We start from the raw sequence: 20754 nt of genomic DNA, 5'->3' as shown, positions 1-20754 counted from the left end.
AATTGCTGTTTATCTAAAACAAAGTCGCGGATTATGAAAAACTCCATAATCCGCGTAATGTTATTCATTGAAACTTCAACAGTTCATGAATTATTTTTTATCGTCTTTTACTTCTTCAAACTCAGCATCAACAATATCGTCATCTTTTTTTGCATCTTCCTGAGGCTGCTGTGCATCAGCACCGCCAGCTTGTTCAGCTTGTGCTTTCTGCTGTGCAATTTCCATCAGTTTTTGTGATGCTTCAGCAAGTGCTGTAGTTTTTGCTTCGATTACTTCTTTGTCTTCGCCTTTAGTTGCTTCTTCAAGTTCTTTAAGCGCAGCTTCGATTTTTTCTTTCTCATCAGAAGCTAATGCGTCACCAGCTTCTTCAATCTGTTTGCGTGTACCGTGAATCATTGCATCAGCCTGGTTACGCGCCTGTACAACTTCTTCGAACTTCTTATCTGCTTCAGCATTTGCTTCTGCATCATTCACCATTTGTTCAATCTCTTCATCAGAAAGACCTGAACTAGATTTGATAGTGATTTTCTGTTCCTGGTTAGTATCTTTATCTTTTGCAGATACATGTAAGATACCGTCCGCATCCATATCAAAAGTTACTTCAATCTGCGGTGTACCACGAGTAGCAGCACGGATACCTTCAAGATTGAACTGACCTAAAGATTTATTATCAGCAGCACGTTTACGCTCACCTTGTAAGATGTGAATCGTTACAGCGCTCTGGTTATCTTCAGCAGTAGAGAAAGTTTGTGACTGTTTAGTCGGGATAGTTGTGTTTTTATCAATAACTTTTGTTAAAACACCACCCATTGTTTCGATACCTAGAGATAACGGCGTAACATCTAGAAGAAGTACGTCAGTTTTATCACCAGAAAGTACCGCACCTTGAATCGCAGCACCCATTGCAACAGCTTCATCAGGGTTAACATCTTTACGCGCTTCTTTGCCAAAGAACTCAGCAACCATAGACTGAACTAAAGGCATACGAGTCTGGCCGCCTACTAAGATAACATCATTAATTTCACCAACTGAAAGGTCAGCATCTTTTAATGCAATACGCAGCGGATCAAGTGTTGCTTTAACCATGTCTTCAACAAGAGACTCAAGTTTTGCACGAGTCACTTTGATATTTAAATGTTTAGGACCTGTTGCATCAGCTGTGATGTAAGGCAGGTTGATATCAGTCTGCTGTGCACTTGACAGTTCAATTTTTGCTTTTTCAGCAGCTTCTTTAACACGCTGCATTGCAAGCGGATCATTAGTTAAATCAAAACCCTGTTCAGATTTGAACTCAGCAACTAAGAAGTTGATTAAACGGTTATCGAAATCTTCACCACCTAAGTGAGTATCACCATTTGTTGCTAGTACTTCGAAGGTTTTTTCGCCGTCTACTTCATCAATTTCGATGATAGAGATATCGAATGTACCACCACCTAAGTCGTATACTGCAACAACACTGTCGCCTTTTGCATTGTTAACACCGTAAGCAAATGCAGCGGCAGTCGGCTCATTGATGATACGTTTAACATCAAGACCAGCAATACGGCCGGCATCTTTAGTTGCCTGACGCTGTGCATCATTAAAGTAAGCAGGAACAGTGATTACCGCACCAGAAACAGCTTCACCTAAGTACTCTTCTGCAGTTTTTTTCATTTTTTTCAAAACTTCAGCAGAGATTTGCGGCGGCGCCATTTTGTTGCCTTGCGCTTCAACCCATGCATCACCGTTATCAGCTTTAACAATGTTGTAAGGCATGATTTTGATATCACGCTGTACTTCTTCATCTTCGTGACGACGACCGATTAAACGTTTGATAGCAAAAAGTGTATTCTGTGGGTTAGTTACAGACTGACGCTTAGCAGGCTGACCTACTAACGTTTCACCGTCTGTGTAAGCAATGATTGAAGGAGTAGTACGCTCGCCTTCTGCATTTTCAATGATTTTAGCTACATCACCATCAAGTACAGAAACACATGAATTTGTTGTACCTAAATCAATACCAATTATTTTACCCATCTTACTCTTCTCCAATCTTAATTATGTTTTTGTTTTGTAAGCATACAGATGTTCATTTTTTAAATTACACTGTCGCTTTGATGTTTTTATATATGAGGGGTCATTTTTCAGTTTCAAGGTTTATTAATAAAAAAATTTAATTTTTTTTCAATATTATCTCTGCCCACAAAAAAAGGTACCGCAGTACCTTTTAATACACTGATCAATTAACAGTTATTCAGCAGCTTTAGAAACGACGACCATAGCAGGACGAACAATTTGTCCGCCGCTTAGCTCATAACCTTTCTGCATAACAGCAACAATCTTGTTAGGCTCAACACCTTCAACTACCTGCATGCTCATTGCCTGATGCTTTTCTGGGTTTAAATCATCACCAGTCTGCGGATCAATTTGAACCACACCAAGTTGACCAATTGCTTTAACCAGTTCTGCTAAGGTCATTTCAACACCTTCAAGCATTGGTTTTAGCGTTTCATTTTCTTTATCTGCATGCTGAATGGCCATTTCTAGATGGTCCACAACCGGCACTAATCCACTTGAAAAACTTTTAAGTACTGATTTTCTGCGGTTTTCAGCATCGATACCGGCTTTACGAATTTCATTTTGTGCAAAAGCCTGCGCTCTGATAGTCAGATCTTTCTGCTCTTTCAGCTGTTCTTCTGTTTCTGTCAGTTTTTTAGTTAAGCGCTCAAGCACATTTAGCTCTTCCGCAGTTTCCACCTTTTCTTCTGCAGCAGCTTCAACCTGCTCGGCAGCAGTTTCAACTTGTTCAGCGGCTTCAACCTGCTCTGCAGCCGTTTCAACTTGCTCTTCAGGGCTTACTTTTTGTTTTGTACTCATTATTCAATCCTAACTGTTACGATTATTAAGTTATATATGCCCTATTATGGGGATCACAATAATAGTTTCAAGCCTGTTATAACAATATGCTTAAATTCTTTGCTGATTAACTTTGCCAGCTTACTTCTGCTGCATTTATCAATAGTCAACTAAGCACATTAGTACATCATAGTACCGCCTTCTATTATTAAGGGTGAGTAAACGGTATACTCACAGTACTTAACTTATTCCTATATAGGTGCCCTATGCCAGGCCAAGATACTGATCTGACTGAATTTAAAACTATCGGTTTAATCGGAAAACCTCAACACCCAGAAGCTAGGCAGACTCTGCTGGCTTTATACCGTTTCTTAGAAAAGAAAGGGTTAAAGCTGATTGTTGATTATCGTATTGCCGCTGACCTGCCTATCGCAGAGGTAAAAAGTGCCGATCTTGTCGGTATCGGCCAGCTGTGTGATTTAGCCGTTGTAATCGGCGGGGATGGTTACATGCTCGGAGCGGCACGAGTACTCGCCCGCTTTGATATTGCGGTTATCGGCGTAAACAGGGGGAATTTAGGGTTTTTAACCGACCTGGATCCCGATGATTTTGAGCACCCGCTGGATGAAGTTTTACAAGGCAACTATCAGGTAGAAAATCGGTTTTTACTGGAAGCACAGGTTCATAGCCACGGACATATGAAGAGCAGTAATACAGCAGTAAATGAAGCGGTATTACATCCGGATAAAATCGCCCATATGATTGAATTTGAAGTTTATGTGAATGATGACTTTATGCTTAACCAGCGTGCAGACGGTTTAATTATCTCTACACCAACAGGGTCAACAGCTTATTCTCTTTCCGGCGGCGGGCCGATTTTAACCCCGAACCTTGATGCGATTAGTCTGCTGCCTATGTTTCCACATACCTTAAACAGCCGTCCGATAGTTATTGATGCGAGCAGCTGTGTACGTTTAAAAGTAGCGGAAAGTAATACCACTGAGATGCAGATCAGCTGCGACAGCCATGTAAATTTATCCGTTTTACCCGGCGATGAAATTATAATCAGAAAAACCAAACATCAGTTGAAACTGGTACATCCTGAAAATTATAACTATTTCCATGTGCTGCAGAATAAACTCGGCTGGGGTAACAAACTTTTTTAACTTCTTTTAAAAAATTTCCTTTAATTTAGCACACCTCACTTTACTGTTTAAAAAAACAGTAATACACTGTACCTACAAACAGTAGTTTTAAACAGCAGCTATCTGCAGTATTTGAGGTGTGACCACTATGCTTAATCAATTAACCGTGCAACATTTTGCCATTGTTCAATTTCTAGAACTTGAATTTCATAACGGTATGACCACCATCACTGGAGAAACAGGTGCAGGTAAATCAATTGCTATCGATGCACTTGGCTTGTGCCTAGGCTCTCGAGCAGATGCAAACATGGTCAGAACAGGCACAGAAAAAGCAGAAGTCAGTGCCAGATTTACGCTTAATGATACGCCGCATGCTCAAAACTGGCTAAAAAACAATGACCTTGAAGACAGTTTAAGCGCTAATACAGAGTGTTTATTACGCCGTATTATTACCCGTGAAGGACGCTCACGCGCCTACATTAACGGAACCCCTGTACCGCTTTCACAATTAAAAAGTCTCGGGCAGTTATTAGTTAATATCCATGGTCAGCACGCTCACCAGAGCCTGCTCAAAAATGATATTCAGCTTGCAGTTATCGATGAATACGCAAGTCACCATGCTCTGCTGCAGAAAGTAAAAGATACTTATCAGGGCTGGCACTTCTTAAATAAACAATTAAAACAGCAGCAGTTTAACCAGCAGGAAAAACAAGCCCGTAAACAGCTGCTGGAATACCAGATTGTAGAGCTTGACGAATTTGCACTAAGTGAAGACGAATTTCAGGTTATTGAACAGGAGCATAAACGTTTAGCAAACAGCGGCAGTCTGCTGGAAGCCTGCCAGGTCAGCTTAAATCAGTTAACGGAAGGCGAGGAAACAGATTCGCTGAGTTTATTGCGTAAAAGTGTTTCTCTGCTGGAATCACAAATGGAAAACGATGCAAATTTACAGAGCATTGTGACCAGTCTGCAGGAAGCAGTTATTCAAATCGAAGAAGCAAGTTACGAACTGCGCCATTTCAGTGATAATTTAGAGCTTGATCCTGAATACTTTCAGCAGTTAGAAACACGCATGAGTGAAGCGCTGGCGCTTGCTCGTAAGCATCAGGTACAGCCAGAATCACTTTATCATCATCATCAGAAACTGGCCAAAGAGTATAAACAATTAAACAATAGTGAAGCTCAAATTGAACAGCTTAGCCAGGATCTGCAGCAGGCCGAACAGGATTACTTTAAGCATGCACAAAAACTCAGCCAAAGCCGCTTACGTTACAGTAAAGAGATCAGTAAAAAAGTAACTGCAAGTATTCAGAAGCTGAATATGCAGGAAGGACAGTTCCATGTTGCATTAAGTCAAGGCAGTTCTCTAAGTCCGCTTGGTATTGACAGTATTGAGTTTCAGGTTGCGACCAATGCAGGCCAGTCATTACAGGACTTAGGTAAAGTAGCATCCGGTGGTGAGTTATCGCGAATCGGTCTGGCGATTCAAGTAATAATCAGCCAGCGGGTATCTACACCCACACTGATTTTTGATGAAGTCGATGTCGGTATCAGTGGTGCAACGGCTTCTGTTGTCGGCAAACTGCTGCGAAGCCTTGGAGAAAATACACAGATATTCTGTGTAACCCATTTACCTCAAGTTGCCGGAAACGGTCATCAGCAGATGTTTGTGAATAAACACAGTGATGGTAAGACAACAAATACCACGATGCTAAAGCTCAATAGTGAAGACCGTTTAAATGAACTGGCGCGTTTATTAGGCGGAGACAGCATTACTGAACGCACTTTGGCGAATGCCCAGGAACTGCTTGTACAGTAAGATGAAAATGTGGTTTCACTTAGCATATCGACTAAAAACAGCTGACAATTCAGGTTAGTAAGTTGCAACATTCAGCTTTAGAGATAGTATTTTTATATTGTCGGAATTAATAAATATAATCTAAGGTTATTCGTCGAATGTTAATCAATATTAGTAAAAAAGACAGTAATATCAGGGTGCTGCTCGGTACCCTGCTGGTAGCTCTTGGTTCCCATTCTTTATGGTACTTGTTAATTCCTGCCGGGTTGATGTTAATCCATACAGGATTAACATCAAAATGCCCCATTACTCATCTTCTTCATCAAGAAACTCAAGAGGCAAAAGAACATCTCTTTGTTAATTTTTTACCGAGATATAACCCTCAGCCAGTGTTTATTTTTAAATCAGACAGCCAGCTCGCATTTTCTAACAAACCTGCTAAAAAACTTTTTCCTGAAGTAGAAAAATTTCAAGACTTAGTTAGAACAGATATTCAACCGATCATAAATCAAGAACTGATTCAACGCAGTAAACTGACATTGAATAACGGCTGCGTTTATTCATTAGTAATCAGGGGCTCAATTCAACTTGATGGTATCGTGGTATATGGAGCTGATATCACTGAAATTGTGGCGCTCAATCAGGAGATTATTGAAACGCAGAAAGAGATTGTGTACGCCATGGGTGAGATCGGCGAAACACGCTCAAAAGAAACAGGCGATCACGTCCGTCGTGTTGCGGAGTATTCTGAACTATTAGCGCTTCTTAACGGTATTAATAAAGATGAAGCAGAACTGATCAAACTTGCTTCTCCGATGCACGACATTGGTAAAGTCGGCATTCCGGATGCCGTGCTTAAGAAACCGGGGAAGCTTGATAAAGACGAATTTAAAATAATGAAAACACATGCGGAAATCGGGTTTAACTTACTTAATCACTCCAGCCGTCCAGTATTAAAAACAGCAGCCGTTATTGCCTATCAGCATCATGAAAAATGGGACGGAAGTGGTTACCCACAACAACTCACAGGTGAAAATATTCATATCTACGGACGCATAACAGCAGTAGCCGACGTGTTTGATGCATTAGGCAGTGCACGAGTTTACAAGGAGGCCTGGCCGTTAGATAAAATACTAGAATTATTTAAACAGCAGCGCGGTGTGCATTTCGATCCGAAACTGGTTGATCTTTTATTAGAAAACCTGCCTCTATTCCTCACTATAAGGGAAAAGTATCCGAATTAACCCATTGACTATTGATTTAAAATTGTTCAATAGATCACAAAACAAGTACTTATGTCGATCTTTTTTAAAAGCAGACTATATTGTAATGATCGTCAACGGCTTCGGAGTTATTTTGAAACAGATTAATTCTATAAAGTTCATTAACTCTTTAGCTGAAATTACACGTTACCGAGACCCTAAGGTTATTGAACATAACTTATTAAAAACATTGATGGAATTTGATAAAAAAAGCAGCTTTCACCTTTACCAGGTTATTTCATTACAGCCGGCTATCAGGCTAGGGCTGTCAGCATTCGCATCTCAGGATAATATCATCACCACCGAGGTTACCAGAAAACAGCGCTTTTCCGAACATTTCCAGCAGGCAATTTTTGATGTTGTTGATAAAGGGGAAATTGTTTCCTTAAACCAGGAACACAGTCATCTACAAGACCAGATCATCTACCCGGCTTTTAATGCTCATAACGAAATTTTTGCTGTATTAATCCAGACCAGTAAACACCGAGAAGAGGATGAAAGATGCCTGGTTCACGGTTTATTACAAATCTACTGCAATTACCTAGAACTTATTGCTGTCACTAACCGGGATAAGTTAACAGGTCTTTTGAATCGTGAAACTCTGGAGTCTGAAATCACGCGTTTATTAATTAAAAACAGCCCCCCCTGCACGAGCAGTGTTCCTCCCCACCAGCACGACAAACTGGACACCCGACATTATAATGGTAAACAGAAAGACTGGCTGTGCGTGCTGGATATTGACCATTTTAAAGATATTAACGACAACTACGGCCATATCTACGGTGACGAAATATTAATACTCGTCTCCCGTCTTTTGGAGCAAAGTGTCCGGGATATCGACAAAGTATTTCGTTTTGGCGGAGAGGAGTTTGTTTTAATAGTAAAAGCTTCCGATCAGCAGGATGCACAGACGGCCTTTGAACGTATAAGAAAAGTAATAGAGTCTCACCGCTATGCTAAAATTGAAAAACTGACGGTCAGCATCGGTGCAAAACAGATCACTGAAGAAAATGATCCGCGCGAGGTTATTATTAAAGCAGATACTGCATTATATTACGCAAAACATCACGGCAGAAATCAAGTGCATATTTATGAGGACTTATTATCAGCTGGAGAAATATGCGAACAGGCAGAAGAATTTGAAGAAGGAGGCTTAAACTTTTTCTGAGCTTCTTGTGTAACTCCGTGACAGTCGTTATCCCCTTCCCAAAAATTTTACTGTATTTTTTTTTGTTACTCGTTACTATTCTATTTTATCTCACTTGGTGTACAGCCCATGAAAATACGTTTTCTCTTTTTCTGCTTTATATTCATATTATCCGGATGCGCACAAATACCAGTTGACGATGCCCCGAAGAATGACTCATGGTCTCAACACCAGCGGCAGTTACAAAATTTAAATAACTGGCAGTTAAGCGGCAAACTGGCTTTTATCACACCGGAAGAGCGTATCAGTCTGAACCTGTTCTGGCAGCAGTCCGACCAGGAGTTTCAAATCACTTTAACTAACTTTGTCGGATTAAGCGTTTTAGATGTTAAAAAAGATCGAAGCGAGACAAAAATTATCTTTGATGGTAAAACCTATTACGGAGACGATACAGAAACCCTAATTAAGCAGCTGTCAGGATTTGTTATACCGATTGATGTGCTGCAGCAGTGGATTAAAGGCAACCCGACTGATGCTGTGTATCAATTGAATGAAAATAATCAATTACTAAGCTTAAATGGACAGGACAAACACAATATCAACTGGTCAATTGATTATGCCGACTATAAAACTACACAGCATATTAATCTGCCGCATAAATTACAGCTTAAACGCCCGAATTTACGGTTAAAGTTTGCTATCAATAAATGGATTATTACTGATAAAGCATAATCAGAAAAAAACACCGTGCGCAGTCGCAGAAATCCCCTGCTGCAGATATTATCTGCAGCATTTACTTCAGTCGTTAAACGTTCACTGCACCAAATGTTTTTCCGACACCTCACCCGACAAAAATCTACTCATTTACAGAGTTCTTCATCTCATTCAGGGTATCGGCCAAATTCAGCAGGCATGTTAGTTAAATTAACTTCACATCAATAATGAATGTATATCCGGATTGCTTGTCTAAAATAATAATTTATTGAGAACGAAAGCAAGCGTCTATTTTGTGAACATCTGCGCATTATCTTCCCGCGACTAGTGTACTATTTCAAGGACACACATTTTGTTTTTCAAATAGTTATGGTTTTAAGGTTTCAAGCTGAGATACGCGCCTAAACTTCCTGAACTGCCGAAAATTCATGGCGTTTTGTATGTTGTTGGCCAGAGTCATCGACCGATTAGCTTGCCTAATACATACAAGGAGAAATAGCTCATGTCTTTATTGTCCAAATCTGATAAACAACAGCAGGATTTTCCACAATACCCAGGTTTAGCCACTGTCATTCACGGTAACGGCGCGGTTGCACATGTTATGGATCATGTATGTGGCGGCGTGATCGGATATCCCATTACGCCATCGACTGAAATTTCTGAATTATATGAAGAGTTCCGTGCCCAGGGCGGATGCAATGTTTGGGGTGAACACCCCTTTTTCTTTGAGCCTGAAGGTGAGCACTCCGCACAAAGCGGCGCATTAGGCGCAGCTTTAACCGGCGGAAAATACATTTCCAATGCTTCCTCCAGCCAAGGTATCCTGTATGCGTTAGAGTCTCATTATGTAACGGTCGGTAAAAAAGCTGCTGGATTTGTACTGCATGTTGCAGCACGCTCAGTCTCCCGTCACTCACTTAATGTCATGGCCGGTCATGATGATGTCTACGCTCTGCTCTCTGCTGGTTACACCACCTTGTTTTCCAGCAACTCTCAGGAGGCAGCCGATTTAGCCGCCATTTCTTATCGAGTCAGCGCTCTCTCCCTTATTCCAGTTGCTAATACAATGGATGGTTTTGCAACCAGTCACATTCAGAGTCAAGTTAAACTGCCTGAGCCGGAAATGCTAAAGCAGTACCTTGGAGACCCTCGCGATCGTATTACCGCACCAACTGAAGCACAGCGAATGCTTTATGGTGCAAAAGGACGGGTATGGCAGCTCAAGCAGTTTATAAACAAATACCAGGATCAGTTCTGGCCGGATAAATGCCAGAGTTTAAAAGATTATATTGAACTGTTTAGCGAACAGTTAGAAGAAGATAATAACGGTATTCGTCTGAGCGAAAGCAATGAATTCGTTCCGGCCGAACTGCACAAAAAATGGCGCCGTACATGGCTGAACGCTTATCAGAAAGATACGCGTCAACGGGTACCCGCGTTAGTTGATACGCACAACCCCGGCTTAACCGGCGGAGTTCAGAATCAACCTGATTATCAAGCTGGTATCATCGATCACAGTACACATTTTATGAGTGATGTACCGCAGTTTATCGAGCAGGCAATGAATGAGTACGCACAATTAACAGGCCGACATTATGAGCCGGTTATGGAATTTATGTGCACTGATGCACAGTACGTACTGCTTGGTTTGGGTTCTGTTACCGATGATGCAGAAGCGGTTGCTAGTTATCTGCGCAGCCAGGGTCATAAAGTGGGCGTGATTTCAATTAAGCAGCTCCATCCCTTTCCGGAAGCGCAGTTAGTTGAAAAACTAGCAGGTAAAAAATCGGTTACCATTCTTGAGCGCTGCGATGAAACGCGCCTGACTGAACGTGTCTCGCGTGCTTTATTTAAAGCAGCTGAAAATGCGGTCACTCTTCGTCACACAGGCATTATGGCGCTCACCCATCCACCGCAGATCAGTACCGGTATCTTTGGATTAGGCGGTCATGATCTGCAGCCTTGTCATCTGATCGCCGCATTTGAAAATATGAAAGCAGAAGATAGTAAACCCTTCTTCTACTTAGGCAGTCAGTTCTTTGAATACACAGCATCGGGAGAATTAAACGATACCCAGCGGCGTCTACATCAAGCCTATCCGAATACTGAACTGATGGCATTGGAAACCGGTGAAAACCCGAACCTGCTTCCGGAAAGTGCAATGCGCATCCGTTTCCACTCTGTAGGAGGTTACGGCACCATTGCAACGGGTAAACTGCTTACCGACATTCTAGCAGGTGCACTGGATTTACATTCAAAATCAATGCCTAAATACGGTTCAGAAAAAAGCGGCGCACCAACTAATTTCTTCATTACCCTGTCACCAGAGCCGATCAAAATAACCAACGCCGAACTTCTGCAGATTGAAGTGGTATTGTCACCGGATCATAAGGTGTTCATGCATACCAACCCGCTTGCAGGGCTTAGCAAAAACGGCACTTTTATTCTCCAGACCCACCATACGCCTGAGCAGGTATGGCAGGAGATACCGCAAAGTGCCCGCCAGTACATACGTGAGCAAAACATTAATTTTTATGTCGTCGATGCCTTTGCCGTTGCCCGCAAACACGCGCCGACGCCCGACTTAGAAATTAGAATGATGGGCATTGCCTTTATCGGCGCCCTATGCGGCCATGCCAAGCAGGTAACAGACGGTGCTGATGCACAACAGATGTTAGAACGTATTGAGCGACAAATTAATAAAAAATTTGCCGCCAAAGGAGAAAAAGTTGTGGCCGGAAATATGGCGGTTATCCGCGACGGCGTGAAAGCAACACAAGCGGTCTGCTATACCGACTTCAGTGATAATGATACAAGCGAAGAAGCCGCACACAAGCGGCACTGTAACCCCAACAACGCCAGCTGCGGTTTATTCGATCAGGTTTACTTTGACAATATTGCCGGTAAAAAATACGCTGACGGCAGTATCAGCGAAGCCCCTGTCATCCCCGGCTCCGGCATGTTTCTGCCGCCCGCAAGTGCGGTAACTAAAGATAAAGGTTTATTCCGCCTAAATGTTCCAATATTCAACATAGACAAATGTACCGGTTGTATGGAATGCACCATTGCCTGCCCTGACGGCGCAATTCCTAATGCAGTGCATGAACTGCACGATATTTTAAATTTTGCCGTCAGCAGGCTGAAACTGCCGCCGGCACAGCTTGAACTTATCAAGGCTCAAGTTCCCTCTCTTTGTGATGCGGTTCGTTTTCAATACCACAGCGCAGCCAAAGGTCAAACAACGGCTCTACATGCACTAGCGGCACGCGCCGTCAATGAAATGACATTCACCAACCAGGCACTGCAGCAGCATCTGTTCAGTATTTGCAGCATGCTTGAAGATATGCCCTTCAGCCGCACCAAACCTTTTTTTGATGCCATGGAAAATACACTACCGGGATCTGGCGGGCTGTTTAGCGTTACTGTTGACCCAAGCAAATGCAGCGGCTGCATGGAATGCGTCGAGGTTTGCGGTCCTAACGCACTTCAAAAAGTTCGTCAGACTAGTGAACTTAATACGCAGATGCATCAGACCTTTAATACATTAGCAGAAATGCCGAAAACCCCGAATCGATTCATCGAACAGGCGACCCGCTCCAGTGGTGAAGCAAAACGCTTATTACTGGATCGTGATAATTACTACGCAATGACTTCTGGTCATGGTGCTTGTCGAGGCTGCGGTGAAGTGACCGCGCTGCGTTTAATCACATCGATAAACCGCGCGCTGCAGCAGCAGCGTTATCAAACACATATCGAACAGTTAGAAAATCTAATTGAGCAGTTACAGGTCAAGCTGCCTATAATACTGACTGATAAAAAGGATGCAGATCGAGCTGAACGTATCCAGCAGACCATCTCGATATTAGACAAACGTCTATTCCACTACGAACATGGCCCGACGGGTAACGGTCCTTCTGATGCCCTTATTGCCAATGCGACAGGCTGCAGCAGCGTTTACGCATCAACGTTCCCGTCAAATCCGTATAATGATCCCTGGGTAAACAGCTTATTCCAGGATACTCCGGCTGTCGCGAAAGGGTTATTTGAAGGTGAAGCTGCTAATCAGCTGGCACAAATCAAAGCCGTGCGCAGTGCAAAACTGGATATTGATGATCTCTATGACCCGCAAGTCCATGACAAGCAGCTGCGCTACCTTGAATGGACACAGCTTTCCGAGCAGGAACTGGCGCTGCTGCCGACGGTATTCAGCATCGGCGGTGATGGCGCTACTTACGATATTGGTTTCGGTGCACTGTCCCGTTTACTGACAACATCGACACCAATAAAAATCGTGGTACTTAATACCGGCAGCTATTCTAATACAGGCGGCCAGGCATCGACCTCAAGCTTCACGGCGCAAGACTCGGATCTCAGCCGTATCGGTGCCACTCACAGCGGTAAAGAAGAGGCGCGTAAGGAGTTAGGCATTATTGCGACCTTCCACCCGAAAGTGATGGTTGTACAAACCTCAACAGCGCTGCAGGGTCACTTTATGTCAAACTTGACGGAGTACTTGAACTATCAAGATGCCCCCGCTCTGTTTGACGTCTATACACCCTGCATGGGTGAGCATGGTATTGCCGATGATGCCAGTACACGTCATTCTCGATGGGCCGTTGAGAGCCGCATGAATCCGGTTTTTGTTCATGATCCGCGTAAAGGTGAAACATTAGCACAGCGCTTCTCATTAGAAGGAAACCCTGACCTCCTGCAGGACTGGGCAGCACAAACGATTACTTATACCGATGCTGATGGTATGACCCAGTTAAAACAAGTACCCTTTACTCCGGCTGATTTTGCTCTGCATGAAGGACGCTTTAAGAAACATTTCCAAGCTGTCGACAGCTGCGCATCGCTCGTAGAGACGGCCGACTACATCGCGTTAACTCCGTCAGAGCGCATCGATAAAGTGCCGTTTATCTGGTCAACTGACAAACAGCGCCATTTAATCCAGCTGCGTGTTTCGGATTCGATTATTGCCCTGACAGAAGAACGCTTACGTAACTGGCGAATGCTGCAGTACATCAGCGGTCAGCACCTGGTGAAAATTGAGCGGGATTACCAGCAGCAGCTCAAGCAGTGGCAGCTGCACTATCAACAAGCCGTCGAAGCCAAAGAGCAGACGATCGACAGCATCGCCAACGGCTTAGCGGAACTTGCGATGACCGCCGGCGTTTTTTCTCCTGATCAGTCTATTCCAGTGACTCAGGTTGAAGCTGCACAATCAGCAGACAGTACAGAGAATAAACCCTTAGTCGTTATTAGCGATGAGCAGCAGGGTGAATGCACTGACTGCAAAACTTGCTACCAGCAGTTAAGTGAGTTATTTGAGAAAATTACCATTGTCGATAACGGCACCACAAAAGTCGTCAGCCGCGTCATTCCCGGCGCACTGGAAAATACCGTAATCAATGATGAACTTATCAATCGGGCGGCTCGTATCGCTGATGAATGTGACGCTGAAATTATTCAGCTCAATACGCCAGCCACGGCGGAGGTGTAATTATGACAGCCACATTATCTCAGTCACAGCGCAACTTATTGATGCAGCGGATGGATCAGGACCCGCAGCGGTTTCAACAGATGATCATTGACGACAGCCAGCAGGCTATCCGGCAAATGATGAAACAAGGTAAACTAAACGCAGCCTTTACAGAAAAACTGTGGGAATTACTGCTAGCAGATAATGAACTCAGTATCACCCTGCAGCGCTATTTATGGCGAAGTCCGCTTAAACACAAACGTGCATTTATCCACGGATTAGATCAACATCTGTCCAGCCGTTATCCTATGTTTAAAGGTTTGTCAGCGGGCTGGCCGGGAAAAAATAATATTCCCCCTTATGTCCGTCCAGCTGATGAACGACGCAGGGACTTTGACCTGGTTAACCAGGGTTACCTTGGTTACATGGGCCTGGGTTACAGCTTACGAGAAGTGGATCTGTTTGTCTGGCTGGAAGTATTACGTGACAAACAATGTGAAGACAGTCCTTGTGAAGTCGGTATTCCAAGCTGTAATAAACAAGGCGAGGAGAGCGGTGATAATGACGGCGGCTGTCCGGTAAAAATTCATATTCCTCAAGTATTAAATCTGATGGGTGAAGGCAAGTTTAAAGCCGCTTTTGAACTGATTCGCGATGCTAACCCGCTGCCCGATGTAACCGGTCGAGTTTGCCCTCAAGAACTTCAGTGTCAAGGCGTGTGTACCCTTAACGAACGTCCGATCGAGATCGGACAGCTAGAATGGTTTTTACCGCAGCGTGAGTTAAAAAACGGCACAGAAGACGATACCGTCGTGTGCAGTCCCTGGGCTGTAGCCTCCAAACCACCGGTTGCTATTGTAGGTTCCGGCCCGTCAGGCCTGATTAACGCCTATCTATTAGCGAAAGCGGGTTACCCTGTAACAATATTTGAAGCATTTCACGCGCTCGGCGGGGTACTGCGCTATGGCATTCCCGAATTCCGTTTACCAAATCAGTTAATCGATGATGTGGTCGGCAAAATCAAAGCACTTGGCGGCCGCTTCGTGACCAACTACATTGTGGGTAAAACAGCCACACTTGCTGATTTAAAACGAGCAGGTTTTACACGAATATTTGTGGGAACAGGCGCTGGTTTGCCTCGCTTTATGAATGTACCGGGTGAACATCTGCTTAATATCATGTCGGCCAATGAGTTTTTAACCCGGGTTAACCTGATGCATGCTAATGAAGCCGAGTATGAAACTCCATTGCCTTACGTTCAAGGCAAACAGGTGATGATCATCGGCGGCGGTAATACCGCAATGGATGCAGCACGTACCGCATGCCGCCTGGGTGCCGACGTGACGATTGTCTACCGGCGTACCCGCCAGGAAATGCCTGCGCGAGTTGAAGAGCTGCACCATGCTATCGAAGAGGGAATCAAACTTAAAGAACTGCGTTCTCCCTGTGAGTTTAACGGGGACAAAAACCACCAGCTCGCCAGCACTAAACTCGAAGTAATGGTCTTAGGTGAACCGGATGCATCGGGTCGCCGGCGCCCGCAGGCAACCGGCGAAACTGAACTGATGCAGGTTGATTTAGTCATCATGGCGCTCGGTAACAACTCCAATCCAATCGTTAAAGATGCAGAGCCTGATTTAAAAACCTCTAAATGGGGCACCGTACTGCTCAATAAAGGATCGCAGCAAACTTCGTTAAGCGGTATTTATAGTGGTGGCGACGCAGCCCGCGGCGGATCTACTGCGATTAAAGCCGCTGGTGACGGCCAGGCGGCAGCGAAGGAAATCATGAAGGGTTTGAATTTTAATGCCCGGGAGATTAATAATCTTGTCGAACGAGCGAGCCGCTATACGGATTTGGGGCAAACCCCGCCAGAAATCATTAAGCGCAGTCAGTTAGCCGACGGCATTGTTGAATTCACCATCAAAGCCCCTTTAATTGCACAATCAGCTAAAGCCGGACAGTTTGTACGCGTATTAGCCGATAATAAAGGTGAGCTGATACCTTTGACTATTGCTGACTGGAATCGAGAAGACGGCACCATTACTCTCGTTATCCAGGGCCTTGGCAGCAGCTCAAAAATAATTAACCAGATGCAGCAGGGAGACTGTTTTGCCGCTATTGCCGGTCCGCTTGGACAGGCAAGTCATATAGCTATACATCCAGAAAAGCAGCGCGTGATATTCACCGCAGGTGGAGTGGGTTTGCCTGCCGTATATCCGATTATGCGTGCACACCTTGAAACAGGTAATAAAGTCACCCTGATATCAGGCTTCAGAAACCGAGATTTATGCTTCTGGACAGAAGACAACGGTCGCCTTGAAACCTTGCGCAGCCGCTACCCGGATCTACTTGAAGTGATTTATGCCAGTAACGACGGCTCGTTGGGGATTAAAGGCTTTGTCACCATGCCGCTGGAAGAGATGCTGGTTAATCATCTCGACAAAGCCGAAAAATGCATTGCCGAGGTTGTCACTATCGGTCCGCCAATGATGATGCGCGCGGTGAGTGATTTAACACTCAATTATAAGGTGCCATGCGTTGCCAGCCTGAACTCGATCATGGTCGACGCGACGGGCATGTGCGGCGCCTGTATGGTGCCGGTTATGGAAAATGGTAAGCTGATCCGCAAGCATGCCTGCATCGATGGTCCTGAAATAAACAGCCATATAATCGACTGGGACAAATTTCTTCCTCGGTTTAATCAGTTTAAACCGCAGGAACACCAGAGTCAGATCGATCATCGCTTAATTGAAGAGTAAAACATATCACCAACCTAAAAACCAGTTTAGTGCTGATCTTATTCACCAGTAAGCGGTTAGCACTAAACTGGACAAATCCGTTTGATACCCTGCGCGAAAAATATTTCGTACAGGTCTTCTACATGAAATTAAATAATTACATCAATCCTGTATTTAAAAACAATAAATCGCTACTATCTTGATTTCAAAGCAGCTTAATAAAGAGATAAAACATGATAAATACCGATACGATCCGTTGGCCGGCGCCCGCTAAACTCAACCTTTTTTTATATATAAACGGCCAGCGGGAAGACGGATATCATGAATTACAGACACTATTTCAATTTATTGATAAATGTGATTATTTAACCATCAGATCAAACCAGTCTGGTGAAATAACCATCACTCCTGAGATAGAAGGTTTAGATATAAAAGACAACCTGATCTACAAAGCGGCTATGCTTTTAAAAGCTCACGCTCCCGAGAACTATGGCGCATCTATTCATTTACAGAAAAATTTACCTATGGGAGGGGGCTTAGGCGGCGGCTCTTCAGATGCTGCCACAACTTTAGTCGCATTAAATTATCACTGGAACATCAATCTTAGCGAACAGGAGCTAGCTGATATCGGCCTTGAACTAGGGGCGGATGTACCGATTTTTGTGCATGGAAAAGCGGCAGTAGCCGAGGGGGTTGGTGAACAACTAAGCCCGGCAAACCCTATTGAAAACAGTTACCTAGTCGCAGTGCCAGACTGTTTTATTTCAACACCAGCAGTATTTGGTGATCCGCAGTTAATCCGCACTACGGTTAAGCGGGAGCATGCTGCTTTAATGAATCAAAAATGGTCAAATGACTGCCAGCCCTGTGTGAAAAATACCTATCCGGAGGTTGCCAAGATAATAGACTGGTTGATAGAATACGCACCGACTCGGCTGACCGGGACTGGTGCATGTGTTTTCAGCACATTTAACAGTTTACCCGACGCCCAAGTTTTGTTGGAGAAAACTCCTGCATGGTTAAATGCTTTCACCGCGCAGGGCTTGAATAACTCCCCTTTAAGGCAGTTATTATCCACATTAAAATAAAACTTACTTTACTGATTATCTTTAATAATCAGTAACAAATGTTAATCAGCATGTTGCTTTTTAACGTAACCCATCAGGATTACAGAGGTCCTCACAGTGCCAAATATGAAACTATTTGCCGGTAACGCCACACCCGAATTAGCCCAAAAAATTGCTGATCGACTTTTCATTAAACCAGGAAGTGCAGAAGTCGGACGCTTCAGTGATGGAGAGATTCACGTACAGATTAACGAAAATGTACGCGGCGATGATATTTTCATCATTCAATCAACTTGTGCACCAACCAATGATAACTTAATGGAGTTAATCGTGATGATTGATGCGCTTCGTCGTGCATCAGCGGGTCGTATTACTGCCGTTATCCCTTACTTTGGTTATGCACGTCAAGATCGCCGAGTACGTTCAAGTCGTGTTCCAATCACTGCAAAAGTAGTTGCTGACTTCTTATCGAACGTTGGTGTGGACCGTGTCTTAACGGTTGACCTGCATGCAGAACAAATTCAAGGTTTCTTCGACGTACCAGTCGATAACGTATTCGGCAGCTCTGTGCTTCTTGAAGATATGTTAGAGAAGAAACTGGATAATCCGATGATCGTTTCCCCTGATATCGGCGGTGTTGTACGTGCACGTGCACACGCTAAATTATTAGATGACGCCGATCTTGCAATCATCGACAAACGTCGTCCGAAAGCAAACGTAGCACAAGTTATGCACCTGATTGGTGAAGTAGAAGGCCGTAACTGTATTATCGTTGATGACATGATTGATACCGGCGGCACATTATGCCAGGCGGCGGCGGCTCTTAAAGAGCGCGGCGCATTATCTGTTTATGCTTATGCAACACACGCTGTATTCTCTGGTTCAGCGGTTGAAAACATCAAAAACTCTGTTATAGATGAATTCATTGTTACCGATTCTATCCCGCTTTCTGATGAGCTTCTTGCTACGGGTAAAGTTAAGCAGTTAACATTAAGCGGCATGCTTGCAGAAGCTATTCGCCGCGTGAGCAACGAAGAGTCAATCTCGGCAATGTTTCACTACTAAGTAAAAGCACTTAAACCTGGTTTAACGCGCTTTTCAAAAAAACGCTTAATTGTTTTCACAGTTAAGCGTTTTTTTATACCTTGAATCTATTTTAATGTTGTACAAAATTCTTTCGGCGCGTTATTATAGCGCGCCTTTTTTATCTGCCTCATTCACATGAGACTGGTAAGGCGGTTTTATCTGGTCGCAAGATAAAATCTATTTTAAATTTGAGGAGCTTAATGTAAAGCCCCTCGTTATTGGAGTTACACCATGTCTATTAAATTAATCGCAACATCTCGTACAGACCTAGGGAAAGGTGCGAGCCGCCGCCTTCGTCACGAAGATCTAGTACCAGCAATCGTTTACGGTGCAGCTAAAGAGCCTGTATCAGTAACTTTTGAACATAAAGAACTACTTAAAGTTGAAACTGTAGAAGCATTTTACTCTTCAATTCTAGATCTTGAAATTGATGGTGTTGCAGAGCAAGTACTGCTTAAAGATATCCAGCGTCACGCATTCAAAGAGCGTATCCAGCATTTAGATCTTCTACGTGTTGATGCATCTCAAAAACTGCATACAACTGTTCCTCTGCACTTCATCAATGAAGATGCTTCAGAAGCAGTTAAAAACGGCGGTGTAGTTTCTCACCTTGCTAACGAAGTTGAAGTTTCTTGTCTGCCTTCTGATCTGCCTGCATTCATTGAAGTTGATATCAGCAAAATGGAAATCGGCGCAACAGTACATATCTCTGACCTAGCGCTTCCTACTGGTGTTGAGTCAGTTGAACTAATCAAAGGTGCTTCACATGACCTTCCATTAGTTTCAATCGCACTATCTAAGAAAGCTCCAGTAGCTGAAACAGAAGAAGCAGCAGCTGAGTAATCGTGTCAACTACGATTAAACTGCTTGTGGGCCTGGCTAATCCAGGCCCCGAATATGCGCAAACCAGACACAATGCAGGGCAATGGTATTTAAACCAGCTCGCCTCTCAAGAAAATATCCAGCTTAAAGCAGAAGCAAAGTTTTACGGCCTTACCGGACGTATTCAATTTGCTGGTAACGATCTGCGTCTTCTTGTACCAACGACCTTTATGAACCTTAGCGGAAAATCAGTGGCTGCTATGGCGAATTTTTATCGCATTAAACCTGAAGAGATCCTCGTCGCACATGATGAACTGGATCTGTCTCCCGGTATTGCGAAGTTTAAATTAGGCGGCGGACACGGCGGACATAACGGCTTAAAAGATATCATCTCTAAACTTGGCAACAATAAAAATTTTTACCGTCTGCGTATCGGTATTGGTCACCCTGGTGACCGCAATAGAGTCAGTGGTTTTGTACTTGGCAAAGCACCAAGCAGCGAGCAGAACCTGATTGACCAAAGTATTGATGAAGCTGCACGTTGTACCCACATATTAGGGCAGGACGGGTTAGAAAAAGCGATGAATCGCTTACATAGTTTTAAAGCTGAATAATATTCACAAAACTATCTATCAATTAACACAAACAACTAACA

General features: G+C 43.7%; 13 protein-coding genes. 11 read left to right on the top strand and 2 right to left on the bottom strand.

The genetic code is table 11. From position 1 onward, the window contains the following. Nucleotides 1–90 precede the first annotated feature (90 nt). Together dnaK and grpE are read right to left on the bottom strand one after the other, a co-directional pair. Nucleotides 91–2016 carry a molecular chaperone DnaK gene (gene dnaK / locus G327_RS0117620; protein WP_019616128.1) on the bottom strand — a complete coding sequence of 642 codons (1926 nt, stop codon included), beginning with the start codon at nt 2014–2016 and terminating at the stop codon, nt 91–93. Between the two features lie 213 nt (nt 2017–2229). Continuing rightward, the gene (grpE, locus tag G327_RS0117610) at nt 2230–2856 is read right to left on the bottom strand and encodes a nucleotide exchange factor GrpE (RefSeq protein ID WP_019616126.1); all 627 of its coding nucleotides are present in this window, start codon (nt 2854–2856) and stop codon (nt 2230–2232) included. 245 nt (nt 2857–3101) lie between these two features. Here grpE and nadK point away from each other — a divergent pair, with 245 nt between their 5' ends. From nadK to pth, 11 genes are all read left to right on the top strand, one after another. Next, nucleotides 3102–4001: an NAD(+) kinase gene (nadK, locus tag G327_RS0117605; RefSeq protein WP_019616125.1), complete on the top strand. Its 900-nt coding sequence runs from the start codon at nt 3102–3104 to the stop codon at nt 3999–4001. A gap of 127 nt (nt 4002–4128) precedes the next feature. Further along, nucleotides 4129–5799 (top strand): DNA repair protein RecN, encoded by a 1671-nt coding sequence (recN, locus tag G327_RS0117600; protein ID WP_019616124.1) that lies wholly within the window; start codon nt 4129–4131, stop codon nt 5797–5799. Between the two features lie 137 nt (nt 5800–5936). After that, nucleotides 5937–7022, top strand: coding sequence for an HD domain-containing phosphohydrolase (locus G327_RS0117595; protein ID WP_019616123.1), 1086 nt, complete (start codon nt 5937–5939; stop codon nt 7020–7022). Nucleotides 7023–7134: 112 nt separating this feature from the next. Beyond that, nucleotides 7135–8208 carry a GGDEF domain-containing protein gene (locus G327_RS25035; RefSeq protein WP_169337246.1) on the top strand — a complete coding sequence of 358 codons (1074 nt, stop codon included), beginning with the start codon at nt 7135–7137 and terminating at the stop codon, nt 8206–8208. Between the two features lie 108 nt (nt 8209–8316). After that, nucleotides 8317–8919 carry a lipoprotein insertase outer membrane protein LolB gene (gene lolB / locus G327_RS0117585; protein WP_019616121.1) on the top strand — a complete coding sequence of 201 codons (603 nt, stop codon included), beginning with the start codon at nt 8317–8319 and terminating at the stop codon, nt 8917–8919. A 484-nt stretch (nt 8920–9403) separates the two neighbouring features. Continuing rightward, a complete protein-coding gene (locus G327_RS0117580; RefSeq protein ID WP_019616120.1) occupies nt 9404–14404 on the top strand; it encodes a 2-oxoacid:acceptor oxidoreductase family protein in 5001 nt (1666 codons plus the stop codon). A 2-nt stretch (nt 14405–14406) separates the two neighbouring features. Then, a complete protein-coding gene (locus tag G327_RS0117575) occupies nt 14407–17145 on the top strand; it encodes a sulfide/dihydroorotate dehydrogenase-like FAD/NAD-binding protein (protein ID WP_019616119.1) in 2739 nt (912 codons plus the stop codon). Nucleotides 17146–17357: 212 nt separating this feature from the next. Beyond that, the gene (gene ispE / locus G327_RS0117570; RefSeq protein WP_019616118.1) at nt 17358–18212 is read left to right on the top strand and encodes a 4-(cytidine 5'-diphospho)-2-C-methyl-D-erythritol kinase; all 855 of its coding nucleotides are present in this window, start codon (nt 17358–17360) and stop codon (nt 18210–18212) included. Nucleotides 18213–18308: 96 nt separating this feature from the next. Beyond that, complete coding sequence (locus G327_RS0117565) at nt 18309–19256, top strand: ribose-phosphate pyrophosphokinase (protein ID WP_026339426.1); 948 nt, start codon at nt 18309–18311, stop codon at nt 19254–19256. A gap of 252 nt (nt 19257–19508) precedes the next feature. Beyond that, a complete protein-coding gene (locus G327_RS0117560) occupies nt 19509–20120 on the top strand; it encodes a 50S ribosomal protein L25/general stress protein Ctc (RefSeq protein WP_019616116.1) in 612 nt (203 codons plus the stop codon). A gap of 2 nt (nt 20121–20122) precedes the next feature. Then, nucleotides 20123–20713, top strand: a complete 591-nt coding sequence (gene pth, locus G327_RS0117555; RefSeq protein ID WP_019616115.1) for an aminoacyl-tRNA hydrolase — start codon at nt 20123–20125, stop codon at nt 20711–20713. The last annotated feature ends 41 nt before the right edge of the window (nt 20714–20754 follow it).

Origin of the sequence: Psychromonas ossibalaenae ATCC BAA-1528 (assembly GCF_000381745.1) — a bacterium.
In the GTDB taxonomy this organism is placed as follows: Bacteria; Pseudomonadota; Gammaproteobacteria; order Enterobacterales; family Psychromonadaceae; genus Psychromonas; species Psychromonas ossibalaenae.
This window is presented reverse-complemented; position numbering and strand designations above follow the sequence as displayed.